Source organism: Streptomyces sp. FIT100, from assembly GCF_024584805.1.
Lineage (GTDB): Bacteria > Actinomycetota > Actinomycetes > Streptomycetales > Streptomycetaceae > Streptomyces.
This window is the reverse complement of the sequence record NZ_CP075715.1, coordinates 4,849,324-4,872,490: the sequence shown is the minus strand read 5'-3', so window position 1 is coordinate 4,872,490 and position 23,167 is coordinate 4,849,324. Positions and strand designations below refer to the sequence as shown.

At 72.5% G+C, this 23,167-nt stretch carries 18 protein-coding genes and 1 pseudogene; 4 read left to right on the top strand and 15 right to left on the bottom strand.

Annotation, left to right across the window (positions count from 1 at the left end):
- The first annotated feature begins 98 nt into the window (after positions 1–98).
- Complete coding sequence (gene rocD, locus KK483_RS22075; RefSeq protein WP_262006932.1) at positions 99–1,307, top strand: ornithine--oxo-acid transaminase; 1,209 nt, start codon at positions 99–101, stop codon at positions 1,305–1,307.
- A 539-nt stretch (positions 1,308–1,846) separates the two neighbouring features.
- Here the strand turns inward: rocD and KK483_RS22070 are convergent.
- Both KK483_RS22070 and KK483_RS22065 read right to left on the bottom strand, forming a co-directional pair.
- Positions 1,847–3,028 carry a glutathionylspermidine synthase family protein gene (locus KK483_RS22070; protein ID WP_262006931.1) on the bottom strand — a complete coding sequence of 394 codons (1,182 nt, stop codon included), beginning with the start codon at positions 3,026–3,028 and terminating at the stop codon, positions 1,847–1,849.
- Positions 3,029–3,058: 30 nt separating this feature from the next.
- The gene (locus tag KK483_RS22065; RefSeq protein WP_262006930.1) at positions 3,059–3,340 is read right to left on the bottom strand and encodes a hypothetical protein; all 282 of its coding nucleotides are present in this window, start codon (positions 3,338–3,340) and stop codon (positions 3,059–3,061) included.
- 141 nt (positions 3,341–3,481) lie between these two features.
- On the opposite strand from KK483_RS22065, the gene KK483_RS22060 reads away from it, so the two are divergent.
- Positions 3,482–4,330: a hypothetical protein gene (locus tag KK483_RS22060; RefSeq protein WP_399016138.1), complete on the top strand. Its 849-nt coding sequence runs from the start codon at positions 3,482–3,484 to the stop codon at positions 4,328–4,330.
- A gap of 294 nt (positions 4,331–4,624) precedes the next feature.
- On the opposite strand, the pseudogene KK483_RS22055 reads toward KK483_RS22060, so the two are convergent.
- Positions 4,625–6,039, bottom strand: a pseudogene (locus KK483_RS22055) (PLP-dependent aminotransferase family protein).
- Between the two features lie 47 nt (positions 6,040–6,086).
- On the opposite strand from KK483_RS22055, the gene KK483_RS22050 reads away from it, so the two are divergent.
- Positions 6,087–6,578 carry a carboxymuconolactone decarboxylase family protein gene (locus KK483_RS22050; RefSeq protein ID WP_262006928.1) on the top strand — a complete coding sequence of 164 codons (492 nt, stop codon included), beginning with the start codon at positions 6,087–6,089 and terminating at the stop codon, positions 6,576–6,578.
- 75 nt (positions 6,579–6,653) lie between these two features.
- Here the strand turns inward: KK483_RS22050 and KK483_RS22045 are convergent, their stop codons facing one another.
- The 10 genes from KK483_RS22045 to KK483_RS22000 form a co-directional block, all read right to left on the bottom strand.
- Positions 6,654–7,616: an ABC transporter substrate-binding protein gene (locus KK483_RS22045; protein ID WP_262006927.1), complete on the bottom strand. Its 963-nt coding sequence runs from the start codon at positions 7,614–7,616 to the stop codon at positions 6,654–6,656.
- Positions 7,617–7,647: 31 nt separating this feature from the next.
- A complete protein-coding gene (locus KK483_RS22040) occupies positions 7,648–9,624 on the bottom strand; it encodes a proline/glycine betaine ABC transporter permease (RefSeq protein WP_262006926.1) in 1,977 nt (658 codons plus the stop codon).
- 76 nt (positions 9,625–9,700) lie between these two features.
- Positions 9,701–10,777 carry a glycine betaine/L-proline ABC transporter ATP-binding protein gene (locus tag KK483_RS22035; RefSeq protein WP_399014468.1) on the bottom strand — a complete coding sequence of 359 codons (1,077 nt, stop codon included), beginning with the start codon at positions 10,775–10,777 and terminating at the stop codon, positions 9,701–9,703.
- A 47-nt stretch (positions 10,778–10,824) separates the two neighbouring features.
- A complete protein-coding gene (locus KK483_RS22030) occupies positions 10,825–12,369 on the bottom strand; it encodes a GMC family oxidoreductase (RefSeq protein ID WP_262006924.1) in 1,545 nt (514 codons plus the stop codon).
- Between the two features lie 101 nt (positions 12,370–12,470).
- Entirely contained in the window at positions 12,471–13,970 is a 1,500-nt protein-coding gene (locus tag KK483_RS22025; protein ID WP_262006923.1) for an aldehyde dehydrogenase family protein, read from the bottom strand.
- A 597-nt stretch (positions 13,971–14,567) separates the two neighbouring features.
- Positions 14,568–15,101: a histidine phosphatase family protein gene (locus KK483_RS22020; protein ID WP_262006922.1), complete on the bottom strand. Its 534-nt coding sequence runs from the start codon at positions 15,099–15,101 to the stop codon at positions 14,568–14,570.
- A gap of 148 nt (positions 15,102–15,249) precedes the next feature.
- Entirely contained in the window at positions 15,250–16,239 is a 990-nt protein-coding gene (locus tag KK483_RS22015) for a malate dehydrogenase (RefSeq protein WP_262006921.1), read from the bottom strand.
- A gap of 401 nt (positions 16,240–16,640) precedes the next feature.
- Positions 16,641–17,747, bottom strand: coding sequence for an XRE family transcriptional regulator (locus tag KK483_RS22010; protein WP_262006919.1), 1,107 nt, complete (start codon positions 17,745–17,747; stop codon positions 16,641–16,643).
- Positions 17,748–18,239: 492 nt separating this feature from the next.
- Positions 18,240–18,953 (bottom strand): DUF3017 domain-containing protein, encoded by a 714-nt coding sequence (locus tag KK483_RS22005; protein WP_262006918.1) that lies wholly within the window; start codon positions 18,951–18,953, stop codon positions 18,240–18,242.
- Positions 18,954–18,959: 6 nt separating this feature from the next.
- On the bottom strand, positions 18,960–19,826 hold the full coding sequence (locus KK483_RS22000; protein ID WP_262006917.1) for a bifunctional methylenetetrahydrofolate dehydrogenase/methenyltetrahydrofolate cyclohydrolase: 867 nt from the start codon (positions 19,824–19,826) through the stop codon (positions 18,960–18,962).
- Positions 19,827–20,058: 232 nt separating this feature from the next.
- Between KK483_RS22000 and KK483_RS21995 the strand changes: the two genes are divergently transcribed.
- On the top strand, positions 20,059–20,721 hold the full coding sequence (locus KK483_RS21995; protein ID WP_262006916.1) for an RDD family protein: 663 nt from the start codon (positions 20,059–20,061) through the stop codon (positions 20,719–20,721).
- A gap of 97 nt (positions 20,722–20,818) precedes the next feature.
- On the opposite strand, the gene purH is transcribed toward KK483_RS21995, so the two are convergent.
- Both purH and purN read right to left on the bottom strand, forming a co-directional pair.
- Positions 20,819–22,387 carry a bifunctional phosphoribosylaminoimidazolecarboxamide formyltransferase/IMP cyclohydrolase gene (gene purH / locus KK483_RS21990; RefSeq protein ID WP_262009632.1) on the bottom strand — a complete coding sequence of 523 codons (1,569 nt, stop codon included), beginning with the start codon at positions 22,385–22,387 and terminating at the stop codon, positions 20,819–20,821.
- Between the two features lie 11 nt (positions 22,388–22,398).
- A complete protein-coding gene (purN, locus tag KK483_RS21985; RefSeq protein WP_262006915.1) occupies positions 22,399–23,013 on the bottom strand; it encodes a phosphoribosylglycinamide formyltransferase in 615 nt (204 codons plus the stop codon).
- Positions 23,014–23,167: the final 154 nt, after the last annotated feature.

The window sequence follows — 23,167 nt, the reverse complement described above, 5'->3', positions numbered from 1 at the left end:
GCGACGATAGAAAGGGGCACACCCCCGGGCCCCGGTCCGGACCTGACCCCGGCCACGGCCCCCGGCCGACCCACGCCGCAGGAACGAACGGAGACCCCGTGTCTGCTACGGAGAGAGCGATCGCCTCCGCGGAGGCGCACAGCGCCCACAACTACCACCCGCTGCCCGTCGTGGTCGCCTCGGCGGACGGCTCCTGGATGACGGACGTCGAGGGGCGCCGCTACCTCGACATGCTCGCCGGGTACTCGGCACTGAACTTCGGCCACGGCAACCGGCGGCTGATCGACGCGGCGAAAGCCCAGCTGGAGCGGGTGACGCTGACGTCCCGGGCGTTCTTCCACGACCGGTTCGCCGAGTTCTGCACCCAGCTGGCGGAGATGTGCGGCATGGAGATGGTGCTGCCCATGAACACCGGGGCGGAGGCGGTGGAGACCGCCGTGAAGACCGCCCGGAAGTGGGGGTACAAGGTCAAGGGCGTCCCGCCGGGCCAGGCGAAGATCGTCGTCGCGGCCAACAACTTCCACGGCCGTACGACGACGATCATCAGCTTCTCCACCGACCCCGAGGCCCGGGCGGACTTCGGCCCCTACACGCCGGGCTTCGAGATCGTCCCGTACGGCGACCTCACGGCCCTGGAGCACGCGGTCAGCGCGAACACGGTGGCGGTGATGCTGGAGCCGATCCAGGGCGAGGCGGGGGTCCTGGTGCCGCCGCCGGGCTATCTCGCCGGGGTGCGGGAGCTGACCCGCGAGCGGAACGTGCTGTTCATCGCCGATGAGATCCAGTCGGGTCTGGGCCGCACCGGCCGCACGTTCGCCTGCGAGCACGAGGGCGTCGTCCCGGACATGTACATCCTGGGCAAGGCGCTGGGCGGCGGGGTCGTGCCCGTCTCGGCCGTCGTCTCCTCCGACGAGGTGCTCGGGGTCTACCGGCCGGGCGAGCACGGATCGACGTTCGGCGGCAATCCGCTGGCCTGCGCGGTGGCGCTGGAGGTCATCGCGATGCTGCGCTCGGGCGAGTTCCAGCAGCGGGCCACCGAGCTGGGCGAGCACCTCCACCACGAGCTCGGCCTGCTGGTGGGCGGGGGCGCCGTGGAGGCGGTGCGCGGACGCGGGCTGTGGGCCGGGGTCGACATCGCCCCGTCGCACGGCACGGGCCGGGAGATCTCCGAGAAGCTGATGGACCGCGGGGTGCTGGTGAAGGACACCCACGGTTCGACGATCCGGATCGCCCCGCCGCTGGTGATCAGCAAGGAGGACCTGGACTGGGGCCTCGACCAGCTGCGAGGGGTACTGGCCGGCGAGTGAGCGGCGACGGCGGCCGGGATGTCCCGGCCGCCGTCGTACCGGCCCGGGTGTCCCGGCCCGGGCGTCCCGGGGCGGGTGTCCCGGCCCGGGCGTCCCGGCGCGGGTGTCCCAAGCCAGGCGTCTCGGCCCGGGCGTCCCGGCGCGGGTGTCCCAAGCCAGGCGTCTCGGCCCGGGCGTCCCGGCGCGGGTGTCCCAAGCCAGGCGTCTCGGCCCGGGCGTCCCGGGGCGGGTGTCCCAAGCCAGATGTCTCGGCCCGGGCGTCCCGGGGCGGGTGTCCCAAGCCAGATGTCTCGGCCCGGGCGTCCCGGGCCGGGTGTCCCAAGCCAGATGTCTCGGCCCGGGCGTCCCGGGCCGGGTGTCCCAAGCCAGGCGTCTCGGCCCGGGCGTCCCGGGCCGGGCGTCCCGGGCCGGGTGTCCCAAGCCAGGCATCTCGGCCCGGGCGTCCCGGGGCGGGTGTCCCGGGCCGGGTGTCCCGCGCCGGCGTGATCCCGCCGCGGGACCCGCCCTGCGGGCGGACGACGCCGCTTCGGCGACGGGGCCTAGAGGATCACATGCGGGAGGAAGCGGGCGTACTCGTCGGTGACGAGGCCGGAGGACTCGCGGATGCCGAGCCCCGCAGCCTCGTTCTCGACGACCCAGGCCCCCAGCACGACCCGGTTGCCGTCGAAGTCGGGCAGCGGGGCCAACTCCTGGTAGCAATAGGGTTCTTCGCGTACGACGGGCGGCTCGCCCGGCCCGTGCACGGTGACACCCGCGCCCTCGCGGCCGAGGAGCGGCTTGGCCACGAAGCCGCCCCGCTCGGCGAGTTCACGCGGACCGTCGAGATAGGCGGGCAGCAGGTTCGGGTGCCCGGGGTAGAGCTCCCACAACACGGCCAGCAGGGCCTTGTTGGAGAGCAGCATCTTCCAGGCGGGCTCGATCCAGCAGGTGGTGCCGGTGCCGCCGCCGTTGTCCAGGGTGTCGAGGACGTGCGGGCCGAAGCGGTCGGTCGTCAGCCACTCCCACGGATAGAGCTTGAAGCAGCTGCGGATGAAGCGCAGCCGGTCGTCCACGAACCGCCCGGACAGCCGGTCCCAGCCGATCCGCTCCACCGACAGCGCCTCGGTGGAGAGCCCGGCCTGCTGAGCGGTCTCGCGCAGATACGCGACCGTCATCAGGTCCTCGCCCAGTTCGTCGCCGTCGGAGTGGACGAAGTGGACGGGGCCGGGCGGCAGCAGCGGGGCCTGCCGCTTCCAGGCGTCGACGAGCCGCTCGTGCAGGGAGTTCCACTGGTCGGCGCCGGGAAAGCGCTCCTCCATCCAGAACCACTGCGGGCTCGCCGCCTCGACCAGCGAGGTGGGCGTGTCGGCGTTGTACTCCAGCATCTTGGCCGGCCCTGTGCCGTCGTAGCGCAGGTCGAACCGCCCGTAGATGGAGGGCAGTTCGGCGCGGCGCCGCCAGGACTGGGCGACCCTTCGGGCCAGTCGGGGGTCGGTGATGCCGAGGTCGGCGAAGCGGTCGTGCTCCACGATGTGCGCGGCCGCGGCCAGGCACATGGCGTGCAGTTCCTCGACGACCTCCTCCAGCGCCTCGACCTCGGGCAGCGAGAACTCGTAGTAGGCGCTCTCGTCCCAGTACGGACGCAGCGAGCCGTCCGGGAAGCGGGTGAGCGGATAGATCAGGCCCTGCTCCTCGACGGTCTCCTGCCAGCCGGGGCGCGGGTCGATGGTGTGACGTTTCATCGGCGCGTGTGTTCCTGGACCGTGCCGGGCTCAGCCGCCGGAGGATCCGGAGGAGCCGAAGCCTCCGGTGTCGACGGCGGCCTTGTCGTAGCTGCCGCCCGAGACCTTGCCGTTGCGGATGCTGCCGCCGTAGTAGTAGCGGCCGGAGCCGGAACCGTCGTCGTCATCGCACTCGTAGTCCGGCAGCACCTCGTAGGTCACCGGGTCGACGCACCGCTCGTCGGGCTCCGAGCCGCAGGACGTCAGCGTCGCCGCCAGCATCCCCATCCCGCCGAGCACCACTGTGCCCGACCTCAGCCTGCGCCGCGCCATCTCCCGGCCTCCCCGTTGTCGTGTTCCGTGTACACATCAAGCCTGCGAACGAATCGCCGCACACATTAGATGGCCGCGCCGACCCGCCGTAAGGCCGGTCCACGAACGTTCCCGAACTAGAGTCGCTTTGTGTTCTTTGGGATGGTCTGCGCGATGGCCGCGTCGGTCTGCTACGGACTGGCCACCGTCTTCCAGGCGGTCGCCGCCCGCGCCGTGGTCGCTCGGGGCCCGGCGGACGGGGCCGGGGCCCCCGGGGTCGACCCCGCGCTCTTCCTGCGGGCGGTGCGGCAGTGGCGCTACGCCGTCGGACTCGCCCTGGACGGGGCAGGGTTCGCGCTCCAGATCGTGGCGCTGCGGCTGATCCCGATCTACGCGGTGAGCGCGGCGCTCGCCGCGAGCCTCGCGGTGACCGCGGTCGCCGCGACGCGGGTGCTGTCGGTGCGGCTCAGCCGCACCGAGTGGACCGCGGTCGCCGTGGTCTGTGCGGGTCTCGGCATGCTCGGCCTCGCCTCGGGCCCGGAGGGCAGCACCCCCGCGCCGCCCGCGCTGCAGTGGGCGCTGCTCGGCACGGCGGTCGTCGTCCTGCTGGTCGGCGCGGCGGCGGGCAGGCTGCCGGGCCGCGCCCGGGCGCTGGTCCTGGGACTGGGTGCCGGTATCGGCTTCGGGGTGCCCGAAGTGGCGGTGCGGCTGCTGGACTCGGTGGACTTCACGAGCCCGGCGCTGTACGCGCTGCTGCTCGGCGGCGCGGCGGCGTTCCTGCTGCTGACGTCGGCCTTCGCGCACGGCTCGGTGACCACGGCCACGGCGGGCCTGGTGCTGGCGGAGACCCTGCTGCCGTCGGCGGTCGGCGTGGTGTGGCTCGGCGACCGCACGCGGGAGGGGCTGGGCTGGCTGGCGATCACGGGTTTCGCGGTCTCGGTGGGAGGGGCGCTGGTGCTGGCGCGCTTCGGCGAGCTCCCGTCCGAGCAGGACGCGGGGGTCCGGTCCTAGGGAGTGTCTTCAATAGCCTCGTCCGCAGCCTCGTCCGCCCGAAGGGCGGGCCCGGCGGCGTCTGGTGCGTGCGATCGCAAGGCGGAGGAGGAAGTCCTTGCGGTGGGGCACCTCCCGTGCCCGAAGGGCCACGGGGGTGGCCCACCTCCCAGGCGCGAGCTCTGGGAGCGCGTGCCAGACACCGCCGGGCAGACGCGACTGTGAAGACACGACCCAGCGCCTGTCGTCGAAGTGGCGTCGTCCGCCCGCGGGGCAGACGGGACTTCGACGCCAGGGCCCGGGCGAGGACGGCCCCTACGGCAGGACCCGGCACAGCGCGTCCAGCGCGCCCGACCAGGCGCTGTCCGGCGGGGTGCCGTAGCCGACGACGAGGGCGTCGCGCGTGGCGGGGGCGGCAGGGTGCCGGAAGCGGGCGAGGCCCTCCAGGGCCAGGCCCTGCCAGGCCGCGGCCTGGACGACCGATGCCTCCGTGCCCGGCGGGAGTTCGAGGACCGCGTGCATGCCGGCCGCGATGCCGCTGACGCGGATTCCGGGGCGCGTTCGGCGAGGGCCGCGACGAGCTGGTCGCGGCGGCGCCGGTAGCGCAGCCGCATGGCGCGCACTTGGCGGTCGTACGCGCCCGAGGTGATGAACTCCGCGAGCGTCAGCTGGTCCGGCGTGCCCGAGGCCCAGTCCGACTCGCCCTTCGCGGCCGCGACCTCCTCGGCCAGGCCCGCCGGGAGCACCATCCAGCCCACGCGCAGGCCCGGGGCCAGGGCCTTGCTCGCCGTGCCGAGATAGACGACGCGGTCGGGGTCGAGGCCCTGGAGCGCGCCGACGGGCTGGCGGTCGTAGCGGAACTCCCCGTCGTAGTCGTCCTCCAGGATCAGCCCGTCCGTGCGCCGCGCCCAGTCGACGGCGGCGGCCCGCCGGTCCGGCTGGAGCGCGACCCCCATGGGGAACTGGTGCGCGGGTGTGAGCAGCACCGCGCCGACGCCCTTCAGCGCCGGCCCGGCCAGCTCCTCGGTCCGGGTGCCGCGCTCGTCGAAGGGCAGCGCGGGCAGCCGCATCCCCGCCTCCGTCAGGCGCCGCCGGTGCAGATCGAGTCCGTACGACTCCGCCGCGACCTCCCGCACCCGCCGGCTGCGCAGCACCGTCGCAAGCAGCATCAGCCCGTGGACGAATCCGGAGCAGACGACGATCCTGCCGGGCTCCGCGTAGACCCCGCGCGCCCGCGCCAGGTAGCCGGCGAGCGCGGTGCGCAGTTCGATGCGCCCGCGGGTGTCGCCGTAGCCGAAGGCTTCGTGCGGGGCAGCGGTCAGGGCGCGGCGCGCGGCCTTGAGCCATTGCGCGCGCGGGAAGGACGCGAGGTCCGGTGAGCCGGCCACCAGGCTGTACGCGGGCCGGCTCCGCGCGGGGCTCGGCCGCGGCGCGGCGGCCGGGGCGGGCCGGCGGGCGCCGGGCGTCGCACGGCGGGCGACGCGGGTGCCCGAGCCCTGGCGGGCGGTGAGCCAGCCCTCGGCGACGAGCTCGGCGTAGGCGTCGGCGACGGTGTTGCGGGCGATGCCCAGGTCGGCGGCGAGGGAGCGGGACGAGGGCAGCCGGGTGCCGGGCGTGAGCCGCCCGCTGCGTACGGCCTCCCGCAGGGCGTCCATCAGCCCGGTGCGCAGCCCCGTACCGCGCAGCTCGACATGGAGGTCGGCACCGAAAGTGGCCCAGTCATCCGTCATGGAAGTGGACCATACCGATGCGCCATCTGCTCCCTAGGCTTGCTTCCATGACGAACGAGACGAATCACGAGCACACCCCGCGCATGGAGTGGTCCACGCACGCCCCCGAGGTCTACAAGGCGATGGTCAGGCTGGACGCGGCCGCCCGCCGGGGCGTCGACCCCACGCTGCTGGAGCTGGTGAAGATCCGCGCATCGCAGCTCAACCACTGCGCCTTCTGCCTCGACATGCACACCAAGGACGCGCTTGCGGCGGGCGAGTCGGTCGACCGGATCATCCAGCTCAGCGCGTGGGAGGAGTCGCGGCACTTCTACACGGCCAGGGAGATCGCGGCGATCGAGCTGACGGAGGCGGTGACCGTGCTGACGAACGGTTTCGTCCCGGACGAGGTGTACGAGCGGGCCGCTAAGCAGTTCGACGAGGCGGAGCTGGCGCAGCTCATCGCCGCGATCACGGTCATCAACGCATGGAACAGGTTCGCCGTGACCACCCGTATGGTCCCGGGCCACTACACGCCGGGCCAGTACACGAACCACTGACGAGCCCGGCGCTCGCGAGACGCCCGGCGTCGGAGGGGCTCCTGCGGAGCCCCTCCGACGCCGACGGCTGAGGCGTCACTTCTTGGGGAGCCACGCCTTCCAGGTCGCCTCGTTCGCCTTCACCCACTTCTTCGCCGCCGCCTCCGGCGACAGCTTCTGGTCCGCGATCATCAGTGCGACCTCGTTCTGCTGATCGGTGGTCCACGTGAAGTTCTTCAGGAACTCCGCCGCTTCGCCTCCGTTCTTGGCGAAGTCCGCGTTGAAGAACTTCTGCAGCGGCGTGTTCGGGTAGGCGCACGCGACCTTCTTCGGGTCGGCGTCGCAGCCCTCCTTGTACTCGGGCAGCTTGACCTCGACCATGTCGATCTGGGCGTTCAGCCACTGCGGGGTCCACCAGTACGTCAGGAAGGGCTTCTTCTCCTTCGCGTACTTCTTGATCGCCGTGATCTGGGCGGCCTCGGAACCCGCGTAGTTCGTCTTCAGGTCCAGCTTCAGATTGGCGATGATCGCGTCGTCGTTGGTGACGTAGTCGGGCGAGCCCTCCAGCAGTTCGCCCTTGTCCCCGCTCTCCGCGGTCCGGAACTCCTTGGCGTACTTGTCGAGGTTCTTCCAGTCGGTGACATCGGGGTGCTCGTCCGCGAAGTACTTCGGCACGAACCAGCCGATGTGCCCGGTCACGCCGAGATCGCCGCCCTTGACGACGGTCTTCTTCGTCTCGACGTACTGCTTCTCCTCCTTCGGGTGGCCCCAGTCCTCCAGGATCGCGTCGGTGTCGCCCTTGGACAGCGCGTCCCAGGCCAGCACCTCGCCCATCTGCTGGGTCTTGACGGTGTAGCCGAGCTCCTGTTCGAGGATCTCCTTGGCCACGGCCACGTTGGCCTGGGCGCCGACCCAGGAGGGGACGGTCAGCTTCACGGTCTTCTCGCCGCCGACGTCGGTGCTCTTGCCGGTGTCGGCGGCGCCGCAGGCGGTCAGCGCGAGCAGGCCGAGGGCGCAGCTGCCCGCGGCAAGGGTGGGGACGGTACGCAACGTACGCATGGTGCTCCTGTCGGGAGGATGGGTGGGGGGGTCAGCGGTGCTTGGGGGAGGCGGCCGGCCGCTGGGTGATCCGGTCCAGGACGAGCCCGAGGCAGACGATCGCGATACCGGCCGTCATGCCGATGCCCATCTCGCCGCGGGAGAGGCCCTTGACGACGTCGTAGCCGAGCGCTCCGCCGCCGACGAGGCCGCCGACGACGACCACGGCCAGGACGAGCACGACGCCCTGGTTGACGGCGAGTTGCAGTGCCGGGCGGGCCAGCGGGAGCTGCACCTGGAGCAGTTGCTGCCGGGTGGACGCGCCGAGCGAGCGGGACGCCTCAAGGGCGGCGGAGTCGACCTCGCGCAGCCCCTGGGTGGTGATGCGTACGACGGCGGGCAGTGCGTAGACGACGGCCGCGACGATCGCCGCCGTACGGGTGGCGCCGAAGAGCGCCACGACCGGGATCAGATACACGAACTGCGGCATCGTCTGCATCGCGTCCAGCAGCGGCCTCAGCCACCGCTCCAGCCGTCCGGCACGCGCGCACAGCACACCGGCGAGGAAGCCCACCACGAGCGTGACCACCAGCGCCGCGAGCACCTGGGAGAGCGTGTCCAGGGACTTCGCCCAGACGCCGAGCACCCCGATCGCGGCCATCGCGGCGGTCGCCGTGAGCGCGGCGGTCCACCGCCCCACCAGCCACGCGGTGGCGGCGACGAGCAGCAGCACCGACCACCACGGCAGCCAGATCAGCGTGTCCCGCAGCGGGTTGAGGATCCAGAGCGTGAACTCCCGTGCCCAGACCTCCGTGAAGGTCAGGTTCTCGGTGATCCACTCCTGTGCCTTGTTGACGGGGGTGGAGATGTCGTACGTCCACGCGTCCGGCCAGGCGGTGGTGCGCACGGCCGCCGCGGCGGCGACCGCCGCCGCGACCAGCGCCCAGGCGGGGCCGCCGTGCAGCAGCCGGTTCCCGGACGGTGTGCGCGCGCCGATACGGTCGCCCGCTGCCGCCGTCGTACGGTCCAGCCAGATCGCGATCAGCACGATCGGCAGGCCGGCGGCGAACGCCTTGCCCACGTCCGTCGTCGACAGCGCCGAGTACACTTCCTCGCCGAGACCGCCGGCGCCGACGAGCGCGGCGATGACGACCATCGACAGCGCCATCATGATCGTCTGGTTGAGACCGAGCAGCATCTGCCTGCGGGCGAGCGGCAGCCGGGCCGTCCAGAGCCGCTGCCTGCCGCTCGCACCGAGCGAGGTGACCGCCTCCAGCACGGCGGGGTCGGCGCGGCGCAGGCCGAGCGCGGTGAGGCGGGCCATGGGCGGCGCCGCGTAGATCACCGTGCAGAAGAGCGCGGCGGGCGTGCCGGTGCCGAAGACCAGCACGAACGGCAGCAGATACGCGAACGCCGGCAGCACCTGCATCGTGTCGAGCACCGGCCGCAGCGCCCGGTCGACACGGTCGGAGACTCCGGCGAGGAGCCCGATCAGCGCGCCCAGCACCGCCGCGACGGCGACCGAGACCACCATCAGCGCGATGGTGAGCAGCGTCGCGTCCCACATCCCGAGCAGCCCGCAGGCCCCGAGCGCGCCCAGCGCCGTCAGCGCGACCCTCGATCCGCGCAGCCCGAGCCCGGCGGCGCGCCACGCGCCGAGCACACCGGCGGCGACGACGCCGAGCCAGCCGAGCGCGTCGAGCAGTCGGTAGACCGCGTCGACCGCGTCGGTGGCCGTGTTGGAGAGGTGGAGGAGGAAGTAGAGGAAGAGCGGGTGGGTGTCGCGGTTGTCGATCACCCAGGCGTTGGCGTCGTCGAGCGGCCCCGCGATGTCGACGGTGAGCGCGGCGGGCCAACCGCCTCCGCCGAGCAGGGCGACGCCGAGCGCGACGGCCACGGCGAGGGCCACGGCGCCCGCCGCCCCGCCCGCCAGGGCCCTGCGACGGCGCCACAGCGGCCGGGACGCCGCCGAACCGGCCGCGGTGGTCGTCGTGTTCGTCTTGGACAGGCTGTCCACGGCGGCGCTCATCGGCACCACCCCCGAGCCGGGGCGGTGAGTGTCCGAGGCGGGGATCCCCCGAAGGGGCCGGCTGGGGAGAAGGCCCTCACGCCGCCACCCCCTCGGCCGGCAGCCCTGCCACCACGGCCAGCAGCGCGGTCTGGTCCACGACCCCCAGGCACCGCCCCTGGTCCATCACGCGCGCCGGGGCACCCGCGCGGGCGACCGCCTCGATGGCCGACGCGACCGTGGCGTCGGGGGCGACCGCCGGGCCGGACGCCGCCTCGGCCGCGTCGGCCGCCGGGCGCATCGCCGTGCGGACGGTCATGACCTGCTCGCGGGGCACGTCGCGGACGAAGTCCCTTACGTAGGCGTCGGCGGGCGAGCCGACGATCTCCTCGGGCGTGCCGAGCTGCACGATCCGCCCGTCCCGCATCAGGGCGATGCGGTCGCCGAGGCGCAGCGCCTCGTTCAGGTCGTGGGTGATGAAGACCATCGTGCGGCCCTCCTCGCGGTGCAGCCGGACGACCTCGTCCTGCATGTCACGCCGGATGAGCGGGTCCAGCGCGCTGAACGGCTCGTCGAAGAGCAGCACTTCGGGGTCGACGGCAAGCGCCCGGGCCAGTCCCACACGCTGCTGCTGACCGCCGGAGAGCTGACCGGGCCTGCGGTGTTCGAGGCCGTCGAGGCCGACCTTCGCGACGACCTCGGCGGCCTTGGCGCGGCGCTGCGCGCGCCCCATGCCCTGGATCTCCAGGCCGTAGGCGACGTTGTCGAGGACCGACCGGTGCGGCAGCAGTCCGAAGTGCTGGAAGACCATCGCGGCGCGGTGCCGGCGCAGCTCGCGCAGCCGGGCCTTGTCCATCGACAGCACGTCCTCGCCGTCGATCGCGATCGATCCTGACGTCGGTTCGATCAGCCGGGTCAGGCAGCGGACGAGCGTCGACTTGCCGGAACCGGACAGGCCCATGACGACGAAGACCTCGCCGCGGCGGACGTCGAAGCTGACGTCCTGGACCGCTCCGGTGCAGCCGGTGCGTGCGCGCAGTTCGGCGGGGCTGAGGGCGGCCAGCTCGGGGGTGTCGGGCACCCGTCCGGCGCGTGGTCCGAAGACCTTCCACAGCTCGCGTACCGCGAATACGGGCGGCTGCTTGTCCATCGCCTCTGTCATCGGCTCGGTCATCGGCCCTGTCATCGGCCCTGTCATCGGCCCTGTCATCGGCTCTGTCATCAGCTCTCACTCCCCGTTGTTTTCGTCAGCAGTTCGGCACATTTCTCGCCGACCATCAGGACGCCGATCATCGGGTTCACGGCGGGCATCGTCGGAAAGACGGACGCGTCGGCGACGCGGATGCCGTCGAGCCCCCGTACGGTCAGATCGGGGGCGACGACGGCGAGTCCGTCGGTCGCGGCCCCCATCCGGCAGGTGCCGGCGGGGTGGTAGACCGTGTGCGCGACCTTGCGGGCGTACTCGCTCAGCTCCTCGTCGCCCGTCACCTCGGGCCCCGGGCACACCTCCCGCTTGAGCCAGTCGGCGAGCGGCGCGGCCTTCGCGATCTCGCGGGCGAGGCGGATGCCGTCGACGAGCGTGCGGCCGTCGTGGTCGTCCTCGTCGGTGAAGTAGCGGAAGTCGAGGGCCGGCTTGGTCTCGGGGTCGGCGCTGGTGAGGTAGAGCCGGCCGCGGCTGCGCGGCTTGGGGATGTTCGGGGTCATCGACACCCCGTGCGGCGGGCGTTCGTAGCCGAGCCGCTCCGGGTTGTCGGTGAAGGGGATCTGGTAGAAGTGGAACATCAGATCGGGTCCGCGCGTGTCCGGGTCGCGGCGGACGAAGAGCCCGGCGTCGGAGTCCATCGCCGAGTTCTCGGGGATCGGTCCGTGGGTCTCCCAGACGATCACCGACTCGGGGTGGTCGAGGAGGTTCTCGCCGACGCCCGGCAGATCGTGGACCACGGGGATGCCGAGGGCTTCGAGGTCCTCCTTCGGGCCGATGCCGGAGTGCAGCAGCAGCCGCGGGGTGTCGACGGCGCCCGCGCAGACGACGACCTCGCGCCGCGCCCGTACGAGCCGCTCCTCGCCGTCCTTCGTCCGCACCCGGACGCCGGTCGCCCGGGTGCCGTCCAGGTCGAGCCGGTACGCCCAGGTCTCCAGCATCAGCGTGAGGTTCGGCCGCTCGTCCATGACCGGGTGGAGATAGGCGACCGACGCCGACGAACGCTTGTTGTTCTCCGGGTGGTAGGCGAGGTCGAAGAAGCCGACGCCCTCGTGGAAGGGCCCCTTGTTGAAGCCCTCGACGCGCGGGACGCCGAGCGCGGCCTGGGCGGCGTCGACGAAGTCGCGGGCGATGGCGTTGCGGTCGGCCTCGTCGACCGGCACGACGTTGTTGAGCAGCCGGTCGAAGTACGGGTCCATGGCGGCGGCGTCCCAGCCGTCCGCCCCCGCCTCGGCCCACTCGTCCCAGTCGGACGGCAGCGGCTTGAAGGCGATGAGGGTGTTGTGCGAGGAACAGCCGCCGAGGACGCGGGCGCGGCTGTGCCGGATGTGCGAGTTGCCGCGGGGCTGTTCGGTGGTGGGGTAGTCGTAGTCGAGCTCGCCGCCGAGCAGCCCCATCCAGCGGCGCAGCGTGAGGACGTCGTCGCGGCCGACATCGCTCGGTCCGCCCTCGATGACGGCGACGGTGGTGTCCGGGTCCTCGGTCAGGCGGGAGGCGATCACCGATCCGGCGGTGCCGCCCCCGACGACGACATAGTCGTACTCGTAGATGTGCTGCTCGGTCATGGTGCGGTGCTCTCCTGCTCCCCGTTTTCTGACGTTCCCGGCCGGTCCCGGTGGTCCTCCGCCGGTCCCGGCCGCCTTCCGCTGTTCCCGTTGCCCGGCTCTCAGCCGCCCGCGAACCAGCGCACGGGGCGCGGGGCGAGGTTCTGGTAGACGTGCTTGGTCTCGCGGTACTCGGCGAGCCCGGTGGGGCCGAGCTCCCGGCCGATGCCGGACTTGCCGAAGCCGCCCCACTCCGCCTGCGGCAGATAGGGGTGGTAGTCGTTGATCCACACGGTTCCGTGCCGCAGCCGGCCGGCGACGCGCCGGGCCCGCCCGGGGTCGCCGCTCCAGACACCGCCCGCGAGGCCGTACTCGGTGTCGTTGGCGAGGGCGACGGCCTCGTCCTCGGTGCGGAAGGTCTCCACGGTCAGCACCGGCCCGAAGACCTCCTCGCGGACGACGCGCATGGCCCGGTGGCACCGGTCGAGGACGGTGGGCCGGTAGAAGTACCCCTCGTACCCGGGCCCTTCGGGCCGCGTCCCGCCGGCCCGCAGCACCGCGCCGTCGGCGAGCGCGGAGGCGACGTACTCCTCCGTCTTCGCCAGCTGCTGCGCCGATACGAGGGGTCCGCACTCGGCGTCCTTGTCGGTGCCGTGGCCGAGGCGGATCCGGTCGGCGCGGCGGGCGAGTTCGGCGACGAAGCGGTCGCGGAGGGACTCCTCGACGATGAGGCGGGAGCCTGCGGAGCAGACCTGGCCGCTGTGGATGAACGCGGCGTTCAGCGCCTGGTCGACGGCGGTGTCGAAGCCGGCGTCGTCCGTGCAGGCGTCCGCGAAGACGACGTTGGGGTTCTTGCCGCCGAGCTCCAGGGCGACCTTCTTGACGCTGTCGGCGGCGGCGCGCATGACCTTCGTACCGCTGACCAGGCCGCCGGTGAAGGAGACGAGGTCGACGTCGGGGTGCTCGGCGAGGCGCGCGCCGACGGTGGAGCCGGGGCCGGTGACGAGGTTGGCGACCCCGTCGGGCAGTCCGGCCTCGGTCAGCAGCCGGATGAGTGCGACGGTGGTGAGCGGTGTGAGCTCGCTCGGCTTGACGACGAAGGTGTTGCCCGCGGCGAGGGCCGGCGCGATCTTCCAACTGGCCTGGAGGAGCGGGTAGTTCCAGGGGGTGATCAGGGCGCAGACCCCGACCGGTTCGTGGACGACGACGCTGTGGACGTCCGGCGACCCGGCGTCCACGACGCGCCCGCTCTCGTTCATGACGAGGTCGGCGAAGTAGGCGAAGGCGTCGGCGACGCAGTCGACGTCGACGCGGCCCTCCTCCAGCGTCTTGCCCGCGTCCCGGCTCTCCAGCAGCCCGAGCTCCTCGCGGTCCCGCCGCAGCAGCGCGGCGACGCGCCGCAGCAGGGCGGCCCGTTCGGCCACCGGCGTACGAGGCCATTCCCCCTGGCCCCGGTCGAAGGCGGCGCGCGCTGCGGCGATCGCGGCGTCGGTGTCCTCGGCCCCGCCTTCCGCCACGACCGCGAAGGGCGTGGCGGAGGCGGGGTCGAGGATCTCGCGCGTGGCGCCGGAGGCGGCTTCGCGCCACTCTCCGCCCACGTGGATGGTCTGTTGTGCCGACACGTCGCGTTTGGCCTTCCGTTCCCGTTTTGCCTCTCACCAGCGACGGCTGGTGAGCGGGACGCCTGCCCGGGAGGGTGGAAAGCATGCGCGGCGACCGACTCGAAGTGGCCGGGGTCACTCCCCCGCAAGATCGCGGGCGGCAACGGGAACCCCCGTGGACCTGGCGGCGCGGCCGGACTTCGCGGCGCGTGCCGCCGCCGTGTCCCGTGCCGTGGGAGCCGAGGTGACTGGTCGATGTGGACGCGCGGCGCTCGGACCGACCCACGGTACGGGCCGGCCGCCCCGTGTGGCGCGAGCGAGGGCCCCGCGACCCGGTGTCACGGCTCCGCGAAGGGGGGATCAGTCGCGGAGCCCGACCCCGCGATCGCCTCTTGACTTCGGGCAAAACGGGAGGAAACTATTCCTTACACCGGAAAACCGGAGAGAGCCGCACCCCTCGATGGAGACGTCCATCGCCAGGCGTGACCCTTCCCTCGGCTCTGGCTAGGCCCCCGGCAGAAAGCGCGAGAACCGGAATCGCGGCGACGACCGAGATACGGGGATCGACGCGGACTACCGGGGACTGTTTTGTGTCCGGCGGCTTCACGGCCGCCCCGCTCACTTATCCGGCTTCTTCCCCCTGGCGACGACGAACGCCGTGAGCCGGGCCGTGCCGGGACGGAACCCCGCCCAGCCTCCCGGGAGGCTGAGCACCGCGAGGGCGGACGTCGGGAACTTCTCCGTCATCCGGGCGAGCGCGTCACCGTCGTCCTCGCCCGTGAGCCCGCCCGCCAGGTCCTCGATGCCCGGGTTGTGGCCGACCAGCAGGGCCGTGCCCACCTCGACGGGCAGCTCCCGCAGAACACCCGCCAGCTCCGCCGGGTCCGCGCCGTACACGCGCTCGTCGTAGCGGACGGGCACCCGGGTGCCCAGCTCGGCGGCGGCGAGTTCCCAGGTCTCACGGGCGCGGCGGGCGGTCGAGCAGACGACGAGGTCGGGCACGTACCCGTGCTCGCGCAGCAGCCGGCCGGCGGCCGGGGCATCGCGCCGACCGCGCGGCGCGAGGGGGCGGTCGTGGTCCGCGACGTCCGGCCACGCGGACTTGGCGTGCCGCAGCAGGACGAGGCGGGTGGCGGCTCGGTGCTCCCTCATGCGCCCCAGGCTCGCAGAGAGCGCTGTGGGGCGCTACGCAACCGCGCAGCGCCCCACGAACCGGCTTCCGGGTGGCGTCCCTTCCGGGTGCCGCCCGTTTCCGGGTACCGCCCGTTTCCGGGTACCGCCCGTTTCCGGGCGGCTCGGATCAGATGAGGCCGAGACCGCGAACGGCGTCGCGCTCCTCCTCCAGCTCCTTCACCGACGCGTCGATGCGGGTGCGGGAGAACTCGTTGATGTCCAGGCCCTGGACGATCTCGTACGTGCCGTCCTTGCAGGTGACCGGGAAGGAGGAGATCAGACCCTCCGGGACGCCGTAGGAGCCGTCCGACGGGATGCCCATGGAGGTCCAGTCGCCCTCGGCCGTGCCGTTGACCCAGGTGTGGACGTGGTCGATGGCGGCGTTGGCGGCGGAGGCGGCCGAGGAGGCGCCACGGGCCTCGATGATCGCCGCGCCGCGCTTGGCGACGGTCGGGATGAAGGTGTCGGCCAGCCACGCCTGGTCGTTGACGACCTCCGCGGCGTTCTTGCCGGCGATCTCCGCGTGGAAGATGTCCGGGTACTGGGTCGCGGAGTGGTTGCCCCAGATGGTCAGGCGCTTGATGTCGGAGACGGCGGCACCGGTCCTGGCGGCGAGCTGCGAGATCGCGCGGTTGTGGTCGAGGCGGGTCATCGCGGTGAAGCGCTCGGCCGGTACGTCCGGGGCGGCGGCCTGCGCGATGAGCGCGTTGGTGTTGGCCGGGTTGCCGACGACGAGGACCTTGATGTCGTCCGCGGCGTGGTCGTTGATCGCCTTGCCCTGCGGCTTGAAGATGCCGCCGTTGGCGGAGAGCAGGTCGCCGCGCTCCATGCCCTTCGTCCGCGGACGAGCGCCGACCAGCAGCGCGACGTTGGCGCCCTCGAAGGCGACGTTCGGGTCGTCGGTGATGTCGATGCCCTGGAGCAGCGGGAAGGCGCAGTCGTCGAGCTCCATGGCGGTGCCCTCGGCGGCCTTCAGGCCCTGCGGGATCTCCAGAAGGCGGAGCTTGACCGGCACGTCCGCGCCGAGCAGGTGGCCCGAGGCGATGCGGAAGAGCAGCGCGTAGCCGATCTGGCCGGCCGCGCCGGTGACGGTGACATTCACGGGAGTGCGGGTCATGGCGATCTCCGTAAGACAGCTGGCGGTGGGGGTCCCTGCCCCTGGTGCGGAATATCTCGACGTGGAGAGATATCCAGCCGTCAGGCTATCCGACCCCGGGACCCGCGCACCGCCAGGGCCTGCCGTTCGGATCGGGCCGGATCGGCGAGCGGCCCGCCGCGGAGCGGCTGATGTCACAGCGGTGCGTGCGACAGCGGTGCGTGCGTTCGCAGGGCGGAGGCGAACGAGGAAGCCGACGCGGTGGGGGCACCTTCCGTGCCCGCAGGGCTACGGGGAAGTGCGTGCCAGGGCGCGCGGCCCTCGCCCCTTGTGGTGCGACTCACTGGCGCCCGCCGCCCACCACCCTCGGCCCTGCCGGACGGCACCGCCCTGCGCGGTCCGGCGCCGTCCGGCGGGGCCGGTCACCGCTCCGTCGTGCAGCCCTTCGTGCCCGTCGTGAGCGTCGCGCACGCCTGCGCCTCCGACTCCGACGCCACCGCGACCATCGGCGTGTACGCGTCCCTGTCCGCCTTGTCTGCCTTATCCGCGTTGTCGGCGTTGTCGGCGTTGTCGGCGTTCACCAGACCGTTCCGGGTCGCCCCGCCCGCGGTGATGGAGACCTTGTCGCCGGGCGCGGCCTGGGTGATACGGGCCCACGCGGCCGCGCACGTCCTGCTGTAGCGCACCTCGACGAGGGCCGTACCGACCGTGGTCTTCGACACGGTCGCGGCGAACTCGCCGCCGCAGCCCATGGTCTCGGGGTCCTGGCCGGTGCAGTCGGCGCCGGAGCACTTCACCCCTGCGGGCAGCTGCGGATCGCTGACGGTGGGCGACGCGGCCGGCGACTCGGCGACGCTCCTGCCCGGGTCCTCGCCGCTGCCCCCGCCACCGAGGTCCGTCAGGAGCACAGCCGCCGCGACCACGATCAGAGCGCCGACGACGCCCCCGAGGAAGACGGTCGCCCTACGCCTCCCGCGACCCCGCTCGTCGCCCCGGTCGGCGCCTCGGCCGGACGCGGCGCGGTGCCCCGGTGGTGCGGGATACGAGGGCGGCGGCGGGGCCGAGCTGCCGCCGCGCTGTGTGGGCACGTACGGCGGACGGCCCGGTCCGGTGCTCTCCGGACCGGCGCCCGGTCGGGCCGGGGGAGCAGTCGTCCGCGGCCCCCCGCCCTGGGGGGCGGTGTGCGGCCCGGTCTCCCCCAGCGCCGCCCGCGCCTGCGAGATCCGGATGGCCTCCATCGTCATGTCATGGCGCATCTCGGAGCGGCTCCAGGCGCGCTCGGCGAGCTCCCACATGGTGAGGAGATGGAGCGGGTTCGTCCCGGTCACCTCGGCGAGTGCGACGATCGCGCCCTTGGGCGCGAGCAGCCGCCCGTTCAGATAGCGCTCCCACGACGTCTTGCTGTAGCCGGTGCGGTCGGAGACGGCGGCGACGCTCAGTCCGCTGCGGTCGACGAGCCGGCGCAACTGACCGGCGAACTCCCTGACCTGAGGGTCGAGTTCTTCCGGTAGCGCCTTCCAACGAGGCATTGCCTCCCCCTTGTCCCCCCGAACGTGCCTGATGCGCCCTTCTCCCCCGGCGCCCTGGGGTGTGGGGGGACGCCCCGAGGCGCCCCGCCACTCCCCCTCGGTCACGGACTGCCCGGAGGAATGCGCAGGGCCAGGATGGCAGTTCCCGGGTCCGGGGCGCACGGGGGCACTTCGGGAGTTGTTCCTTACTCCGGGTTACCCCGCGCGCGCCTCCCGAGCGCCTCCCGAGCGCCTCCCGAGCGGTCCCCGTCGCGGGTCGCGCGCCCGGTTGCGCATCCGTTGCCCGGCCATCACACGGTGGCGGAACGGTCACTTCCGTGCCACAGGCACCTGGCGGCTCTTGAACACGTTTGGCGCGTCCATGACGCTGTTGCACGTGACGGGGCCCGTCCTCCCACGGGGGAGAGGACGGGCCCCGCACTGTCCGATCAACGGTCGGCCGACTGTCCGGATCAGCGGTCGGCCGCCGGGTCCTGATCCGGACGACACCCCTCAGCGTACGGTGAAGCGGACCGCGTCCTCCAGGAACGGGATCTCCAGCCAGGGCCGGGGCTGCGCCATCAGGGCGAGCAGCACGATCACGGTGCCGAGCAGCCCGTACGTGACCATGTCGGTGAAGCGCGAGCGCACCGCGAGCATGCCCACCGAGGGCAGGACGCGGCGGAACGCCGCGCCGGCGAGCAGTGCGGCACCCACCAGGATCGTGCCGACGCGGAACGCCTGGGCGAACGGGTCCACCGCGACGATCAGCAGTCCGAGCACCGCCAGCCCGATCACGGTGAGCAGCGGCCACTGGCGGGCGGGCGCCGGGGCGTCCCCGGGCGCCGCCCTGCCGCCGCCTTCCGGGCGGGCGGTGTCACGGGTGACGGCGGGCGGCCGCCGTGAGGGTCCGCCGGGCCGGGAGCCGGTCCCGGCCCCGGACGCGGCACCGGGCGCGGGTGCGGAGCCGGGCGCGGGTGCGTCCTTGGGTGCGGCCCCGTTGAGCGAGCCGTTCGCCGTACGGTCGGGCACAGGTCCGCCCTTCGGCGCTGCCGGTGCGGCCCCGTTGAGCGGGCCGGTGGCGCCGGGGCGGGCCGGCGCCTGCCCGTTGGCGTTCCCGGCGCCGTTCGCCGCGCGCGGCTTCGCCCCGTTCGCCGCGGGGTTCGTGCCCTCGGTGTCGGCGGGGTCGTGGTCCGGGGCGCCGGTCCCCGGTGCGGGCTCGCCCATGTCCGGTCAGCCCGCGGCCGCGGCCGCGGCGCGCTCGGCCGCCTCGACGACGTTGACCAGCAGCTGCGCCCGGGTCATGGGGCCGACGCCGCCGGGGTTCGGGGCGACCCAGCCGGCCACCTCCGCGACCCCGGGGTGCACATCCCCGACGATCTTTCCGTTCTCGTCCCGGCTGACGCCGACGTCGAGCACGGCCGCGCCCGGCTTGACGTCCTCCGGCTTGACGAGGTGCGGAACTCCCGCCGCGGCGACGATGATGTCCGCCTGTCGCAGCTGCGCCGAGAGGTCGCGCGTACCGGTGTGGCACTGCGTCACCGTCGCGTTCTCGGACTTGCGGGTCAGCAGCAGCGGCATCGGCCGGCCGATCGTGACCCCGCGGCCCACGACCACCACGTGCGCGCCGTTGATCTCCACACCGTGGCGGCGCAGCAGCGTGATGATGCCCGCCGGAGTGCACGGCAGCGGCGCCTTCTCGTTGAGCACCAGCCGACCGAGGTTCGTCGGGTGCAGCCCGTCCGCGTCCTTGGCCGGGTCCATCAGTTCGAGGACCCGGTTGGTGTCGATGCCCTTGGGGAGCGGCAGCTGGACGATGTAACCCGTGCACTCCGGGTCCTCGTTGAGCTCCCGTACGACCGCCTCGATCTCTTCCTGAGTGGCGGTGGCGGGCAGTTCGCGCTGGATGGACGCGATACCCACCTGGGCGCAGTCGCGGTGCTTTCCGGCCACGTACTTCTGGCTGCCGACGTCATCGCCGACCAGTACCGTTCCGAGGCCGGGCGTCACGCCCGCGGCCTTGAGCGCCGCCACACGGGCGGTCAGATCGGACTTGATCGCGGCTGCGGTGGCCTTGCCATCGAGAATCTGGGCGGTCATGCCCCCATCCTCGCGGATGACCCCGCTCCTGTTCCAATTCGGGGACTCCGGCGGCAACACGAGGTTGCACTTGCACAACACATACGGTTATCGACTGGACAAAAAAGCGATGCTAAGACCACGATGATCCGCGCAGTGCCGCGGGCAGTGTCGGGGGGCAAACCGCTGGTTTTCATGACGTTCCTCCGGTCAGGACCGCGTCGTCCCCGCAAACCAACGGAGGAAAGCCGCCATGAGCTTCGGCGACCCGAACAACCCCTACGGGCAGCAGCCCCAGCAGCCCCCGCAGGGAGGCCAGCCCGGCTACGGCTACCCGCAGGCCCCGCAGGGCATCCCCCAGCAGCAGGGTTACGGCTACCCGCAGCAGCAGCCCGGGCAGTACCCGCAGGCACCGCAGTACCCGCAGGCTCCGCCCGCCCAGGGTTACGGGCAGCCCGGCTACGGCGCCCCCGGCTACGGCGGTCCCGGCTACGGGATGCCGGAACTCGCCCACTGGGGCCTGCGGTTCGGCGGCTTCCTGCTGGACGGGCTCATCATCCTCCTTCCGTACTACCTGCTCGCGGGCATCGGCGTGGCCGTGAGCGACCCGTCGAGCGGCAGCGGAGCCGGCGGGGTGCTGGCCATCATCGGCTTCCTCTACCTGATCGGCATGGGCCTGTACCAGGTCTACCTGGAGGGCAAGACCGGCCAGACGTTCGGCAAGAAGATCGTCAAGATCCGGCTCCTGAAGGAGTCCGACGGCTCCACGCTCGGCTTCGGCATGGCCTTCGTGCGCAGGCTCGCGCACATCCTCGACAGCCTGGCCTGCTACCTCGGCTGGCTGTGGCCGATCTGGGACAGCAAGAAGCAGACCTTCGCCGACAAGGTGTGCAGCACGGTGGTCGTGCGCGGCTGACGCGGTACGACGACCGCGACCGACACGGCGGCGGGCTCCGACGGACATCGTCGGAGCCCGCCGCCGTGTTCGGTTGGCTTCGGAGGGGTTCGAGGACTCAGTGGAAGAAGTGCCGGGTCCCCGTGAAGTACATCGTCACGCCCGCCTTCTCCGCAGCCTCGACCACCTGCTCGTCGCGGACCGAACCGCCCGGCTGCACCACGGCCTTGACGCCCGCGGCGGTCAGGATCTCCAGACCGTCGGGGAAGGGGAAGAACGCGTCGGACGCGGCGTACGCGCCCCGCGCCCGCTCCTCGCCGGCCCGCTCGACCGCGAGCTTCGCGGAGTCGACGCGGTTGACCTGGCCCATGCCGACGCCGACCGAAGCGCCGTCCTTGGCGAGCAGGATCGCGTTCGACTTGACGGCCCGGCAGGCCCGCCAGGCGAAGGACAGCTCGGCCAGTTCGTCCGCGCCCAGGGCCTCGCCCGTGGCCAGCGTCCAGTTGGCCGGGTCGTCGCCCTCGGCCTGGAACACGTCGGTGATCTGGGCGAGGCCGCCGCCGTCGATCGGCTTGAACTCCGCGGCCGCCTCGGGCGCCGCGGGGCAGCGCAGCACGCGGATGTTCTTCTTGCGCGCAAGGACCTCGACGGCACCGTCCTCGTAGTCCGGGGCGACGATGACCTCGGTGAAGATCTCGGCGACCTGCTCGGCCATCGCCACGGACACCGGGCGGTTCACGGCGATCACACCGCCGAAGGCCGACAGCGGGTCGCAGGCGTGCGCCTTGCGGTGCGCCTCGGCGACGTCGGCGCCGATCGCGATGCCGCACGGGTTGGCGTGCTTGATGATCGCGACACACGGCTCGGTGTGGTCGTACGCGGCACGGCGGGCGGCGTCCGTGTCCGTGTAGTTGTTGTACGACATCTCCTTGCCGTGCAGCTGCTCGGCGTTGGCCAGACCGCCGCAGCCACCCGTGTAGAGGGCGGCGGGCTGGTGCGGGTTCTCGCCGTAGCGCAGCACGTTCTTGCGGGTGTACGTCACACCGAGGAACTCGGGGAATGACCCCGCGGCGGAGCCGCTGTCGGATGCAGTGTCGCCCGCGTAGTCCGCGGCGAACCAGGCGGCGACCGCCACGTCGTACTCCGCGGTGTGGCGGAACGCCTCGGCGGCGAGGCGCTTGCGCGCGGCCAGGTCGAAGCCGCCGGAGGCGACGGCGGTCAGCACGTCCCCGTACTGCTCGGGGCTGGTGACGACGGCCACGGACGGGTGGTTCTTGGCGGCGGCGCGGACCATCGAAGGACCGCCGATGTCGATCTGCTCGACGCACTCGTCCGGAGTGGCGCCGGAGGCGACGGTCTCCTGGAACGGGTAGAGGTTCACGACCACGAGGTCGAACGGCTCGACGCCGAGCTCCGCGAGCTGCTCGCGGTGGGTGTCGAGGCGCAGGTCGGCGAGGATCCCCGCATGCACGCGCGGGTGCAGGGTCTTGACGCGGCCGTCCAGGCACTCGGGGAAGCCGGTGAGCTCCTCGACCTTGGTGACCGGGACCCCGGCGGCGGCGATCCGCCCGGCGGTGGAGCCGGTGGACACGAGCTCCACGCCCGCCTCGTGCAGGCCGCGCGCCAGGTCTTCCAGGCCGGTCTTGTCGTAGACGCTGACCAGCGCACGCCGGATGGGCCGCTTCATGGTTTCGGCGGTCACGGGATAACTACCTTTCGTCCCTCAATGCGGTAGCCGTTACGGGCCAGACGCCCCACGACATCGACGAGCAGCTGACGCTCGACTTCCTTGATGCGCTCGTGCAGAGCGGCTTCATCGTCCTCGTCCCGTACGTCGACCGCGCTCTGCGCGATGATCGGGCCGGTGTCGACGCCGTCGTCGACGAAGTGGACGGTGCATCCGGTGACCTTCGCGCCGTACGCGAGCGCGTCACGTACTCCGTGGGCACCGGGAAAACTGGGCAGCAGGGCGGGGTGGGTGTTCACGAACCGGCCGCCGAAGCGGTCGAGGAAGGTCTTGCCGACGATCTTCATGAAACCGGCGGAGACGACGAGGTCCGGCTCGTGGGCGGCGGTGGCGTCGGCCAGGGCCCGGTCCCACTCCTCGCGGGTCGCGTAGTCCTTCACCTTGCAGACGAAGGTGGGGAGCCCCGCGCTGCGGGCGCGGTCGAGGCCGGCGATGCCGTCGCGGTCGGCGCCGACCGCGACGATCTCGGCGCCGAAGCCGCCGGGATCGTCGTGGATGGCGTCGAGCAGCGCCTGGAGGTTGGTGCCGGATCCGGAGACCAGGACGACGAGGCGGGCGGCAGCCACTGGGGGACTCTTTTCGCGTTGCGGGCACTCGGGGTGCGTCTTTGTGTGGTCGTACGAACGAAACGAGACCGGCGATGGGGGAACTCTACGAAGCCGTCGACCGTCAGCAACGATACCGGCACACCGAGCGGCCCCCACGGGACGGGGGCTTGGC

Bases quoted from the DNA above. Each gene is read 5' to 3' on its own strand.
- KK483_RS22000 (WP_262006917.1), bottom strand. From the start codon at position 19,826: ATGACCGCCCAGATTCTCGATGGCAAGGCCACCGCAGCCGCGATCAAG.
- KK483_RS22015 (WP_262006921.1), bottom strand. From the start codon at position 16,239: ATGACCCGCACTCCCGTGAATGTCACCGTCACCGGCGCGGCCGGCCAG.
- KK483_RS22005 (WP_262006918.1), bottom strand. From the start codon at position 18,953: ATGGGCGAGCCCGCACCGGGGACCGGCGCCCCGGACCACGACCCCGCC.
- KK483_RS22045 (WP_262006927.1), bottom strand. From the start codon at position 7,616: ATGCGTACGTTGCGTACCGTCCCCACCCTTGCCGCGGGCAGCTGCGCC.
- KK483_RS22010 (WP_262006919.1), bottom strand. From the start codon at position 17,747: ATGCCTCGTTGGAAGGCGCTACCGGAAGAACTCGACCCTCAGGTCAGG.
- KK483_RS21995 (WP_262006916.1), top strand. From the start codon at position 20,059: ATGAGCTTCGGCGACCCGAACAACCCCTACGGGCAGCAGCCCCAGCAG.
- purH (WP_262009632.1), bottom strand. From the start codon at position 22,387: ATGAAGCGGCCCATCCGGCGTGCGCTGGTCAGCGTCTACGACAAGACC.
- KK483_RS22035 (WP_399014468.1), bottom strand. From the start codon at position 10,777: ATGACCGAGCCGATGACAGAGGCGATGGACAAGCAGCCGCCCGTATTC.
- KK483_RS22060 (WP_399016138.1), top strand. From the start codon at position 3,482: ATGGTCTGCGCGATGGCCGCGTCGGTCTGCTACGGACTGGCCACCGTC.
- KK483_RS22070 (WP_262006931.1), bottom strand. From the start codon at position 3,028: ATGAAACGTCACACCATCGACCCGCGCCCCGGCTGGCAGGAGACCGTC.
- KK483_RS22050 (WP_262006928.1), top strand. From the start codon at position 6,087: ATGACGAACGAGACGAATCACGAGCACACCCCGCGCATGGAGTGGTCC.
- KK483_RS22020 (WP_262006922.1), bottom strand. From the start codon at position 15,101: ATGAGGGAGCACCGAGCCGCCACCCGCCTCGTCCTGCTGCGGCACGCC.
- KK483_RS22040 (WP_262006926.1), bottom strand. From the start codon at position 9,624: ATGAGCGCCGCCGTGGACAGCCTGTCCAAGACGAACACGACGACCACC.
- KK483_RS22065 (WP_262006930.1), bottom strand. From the start codon at position 3,340: ATGGCGCGGCGCAGGCTGAGGTCGGGCACAGTGGTGCTCGGCGGGATG.
- KK483_RS22030 (WP_262006924.1), bottom strand. From the start codon at position 12,369: ATGACCGAGCAGCACATCTACGAGTACGACTATGTCGTCGTCGGGGGC.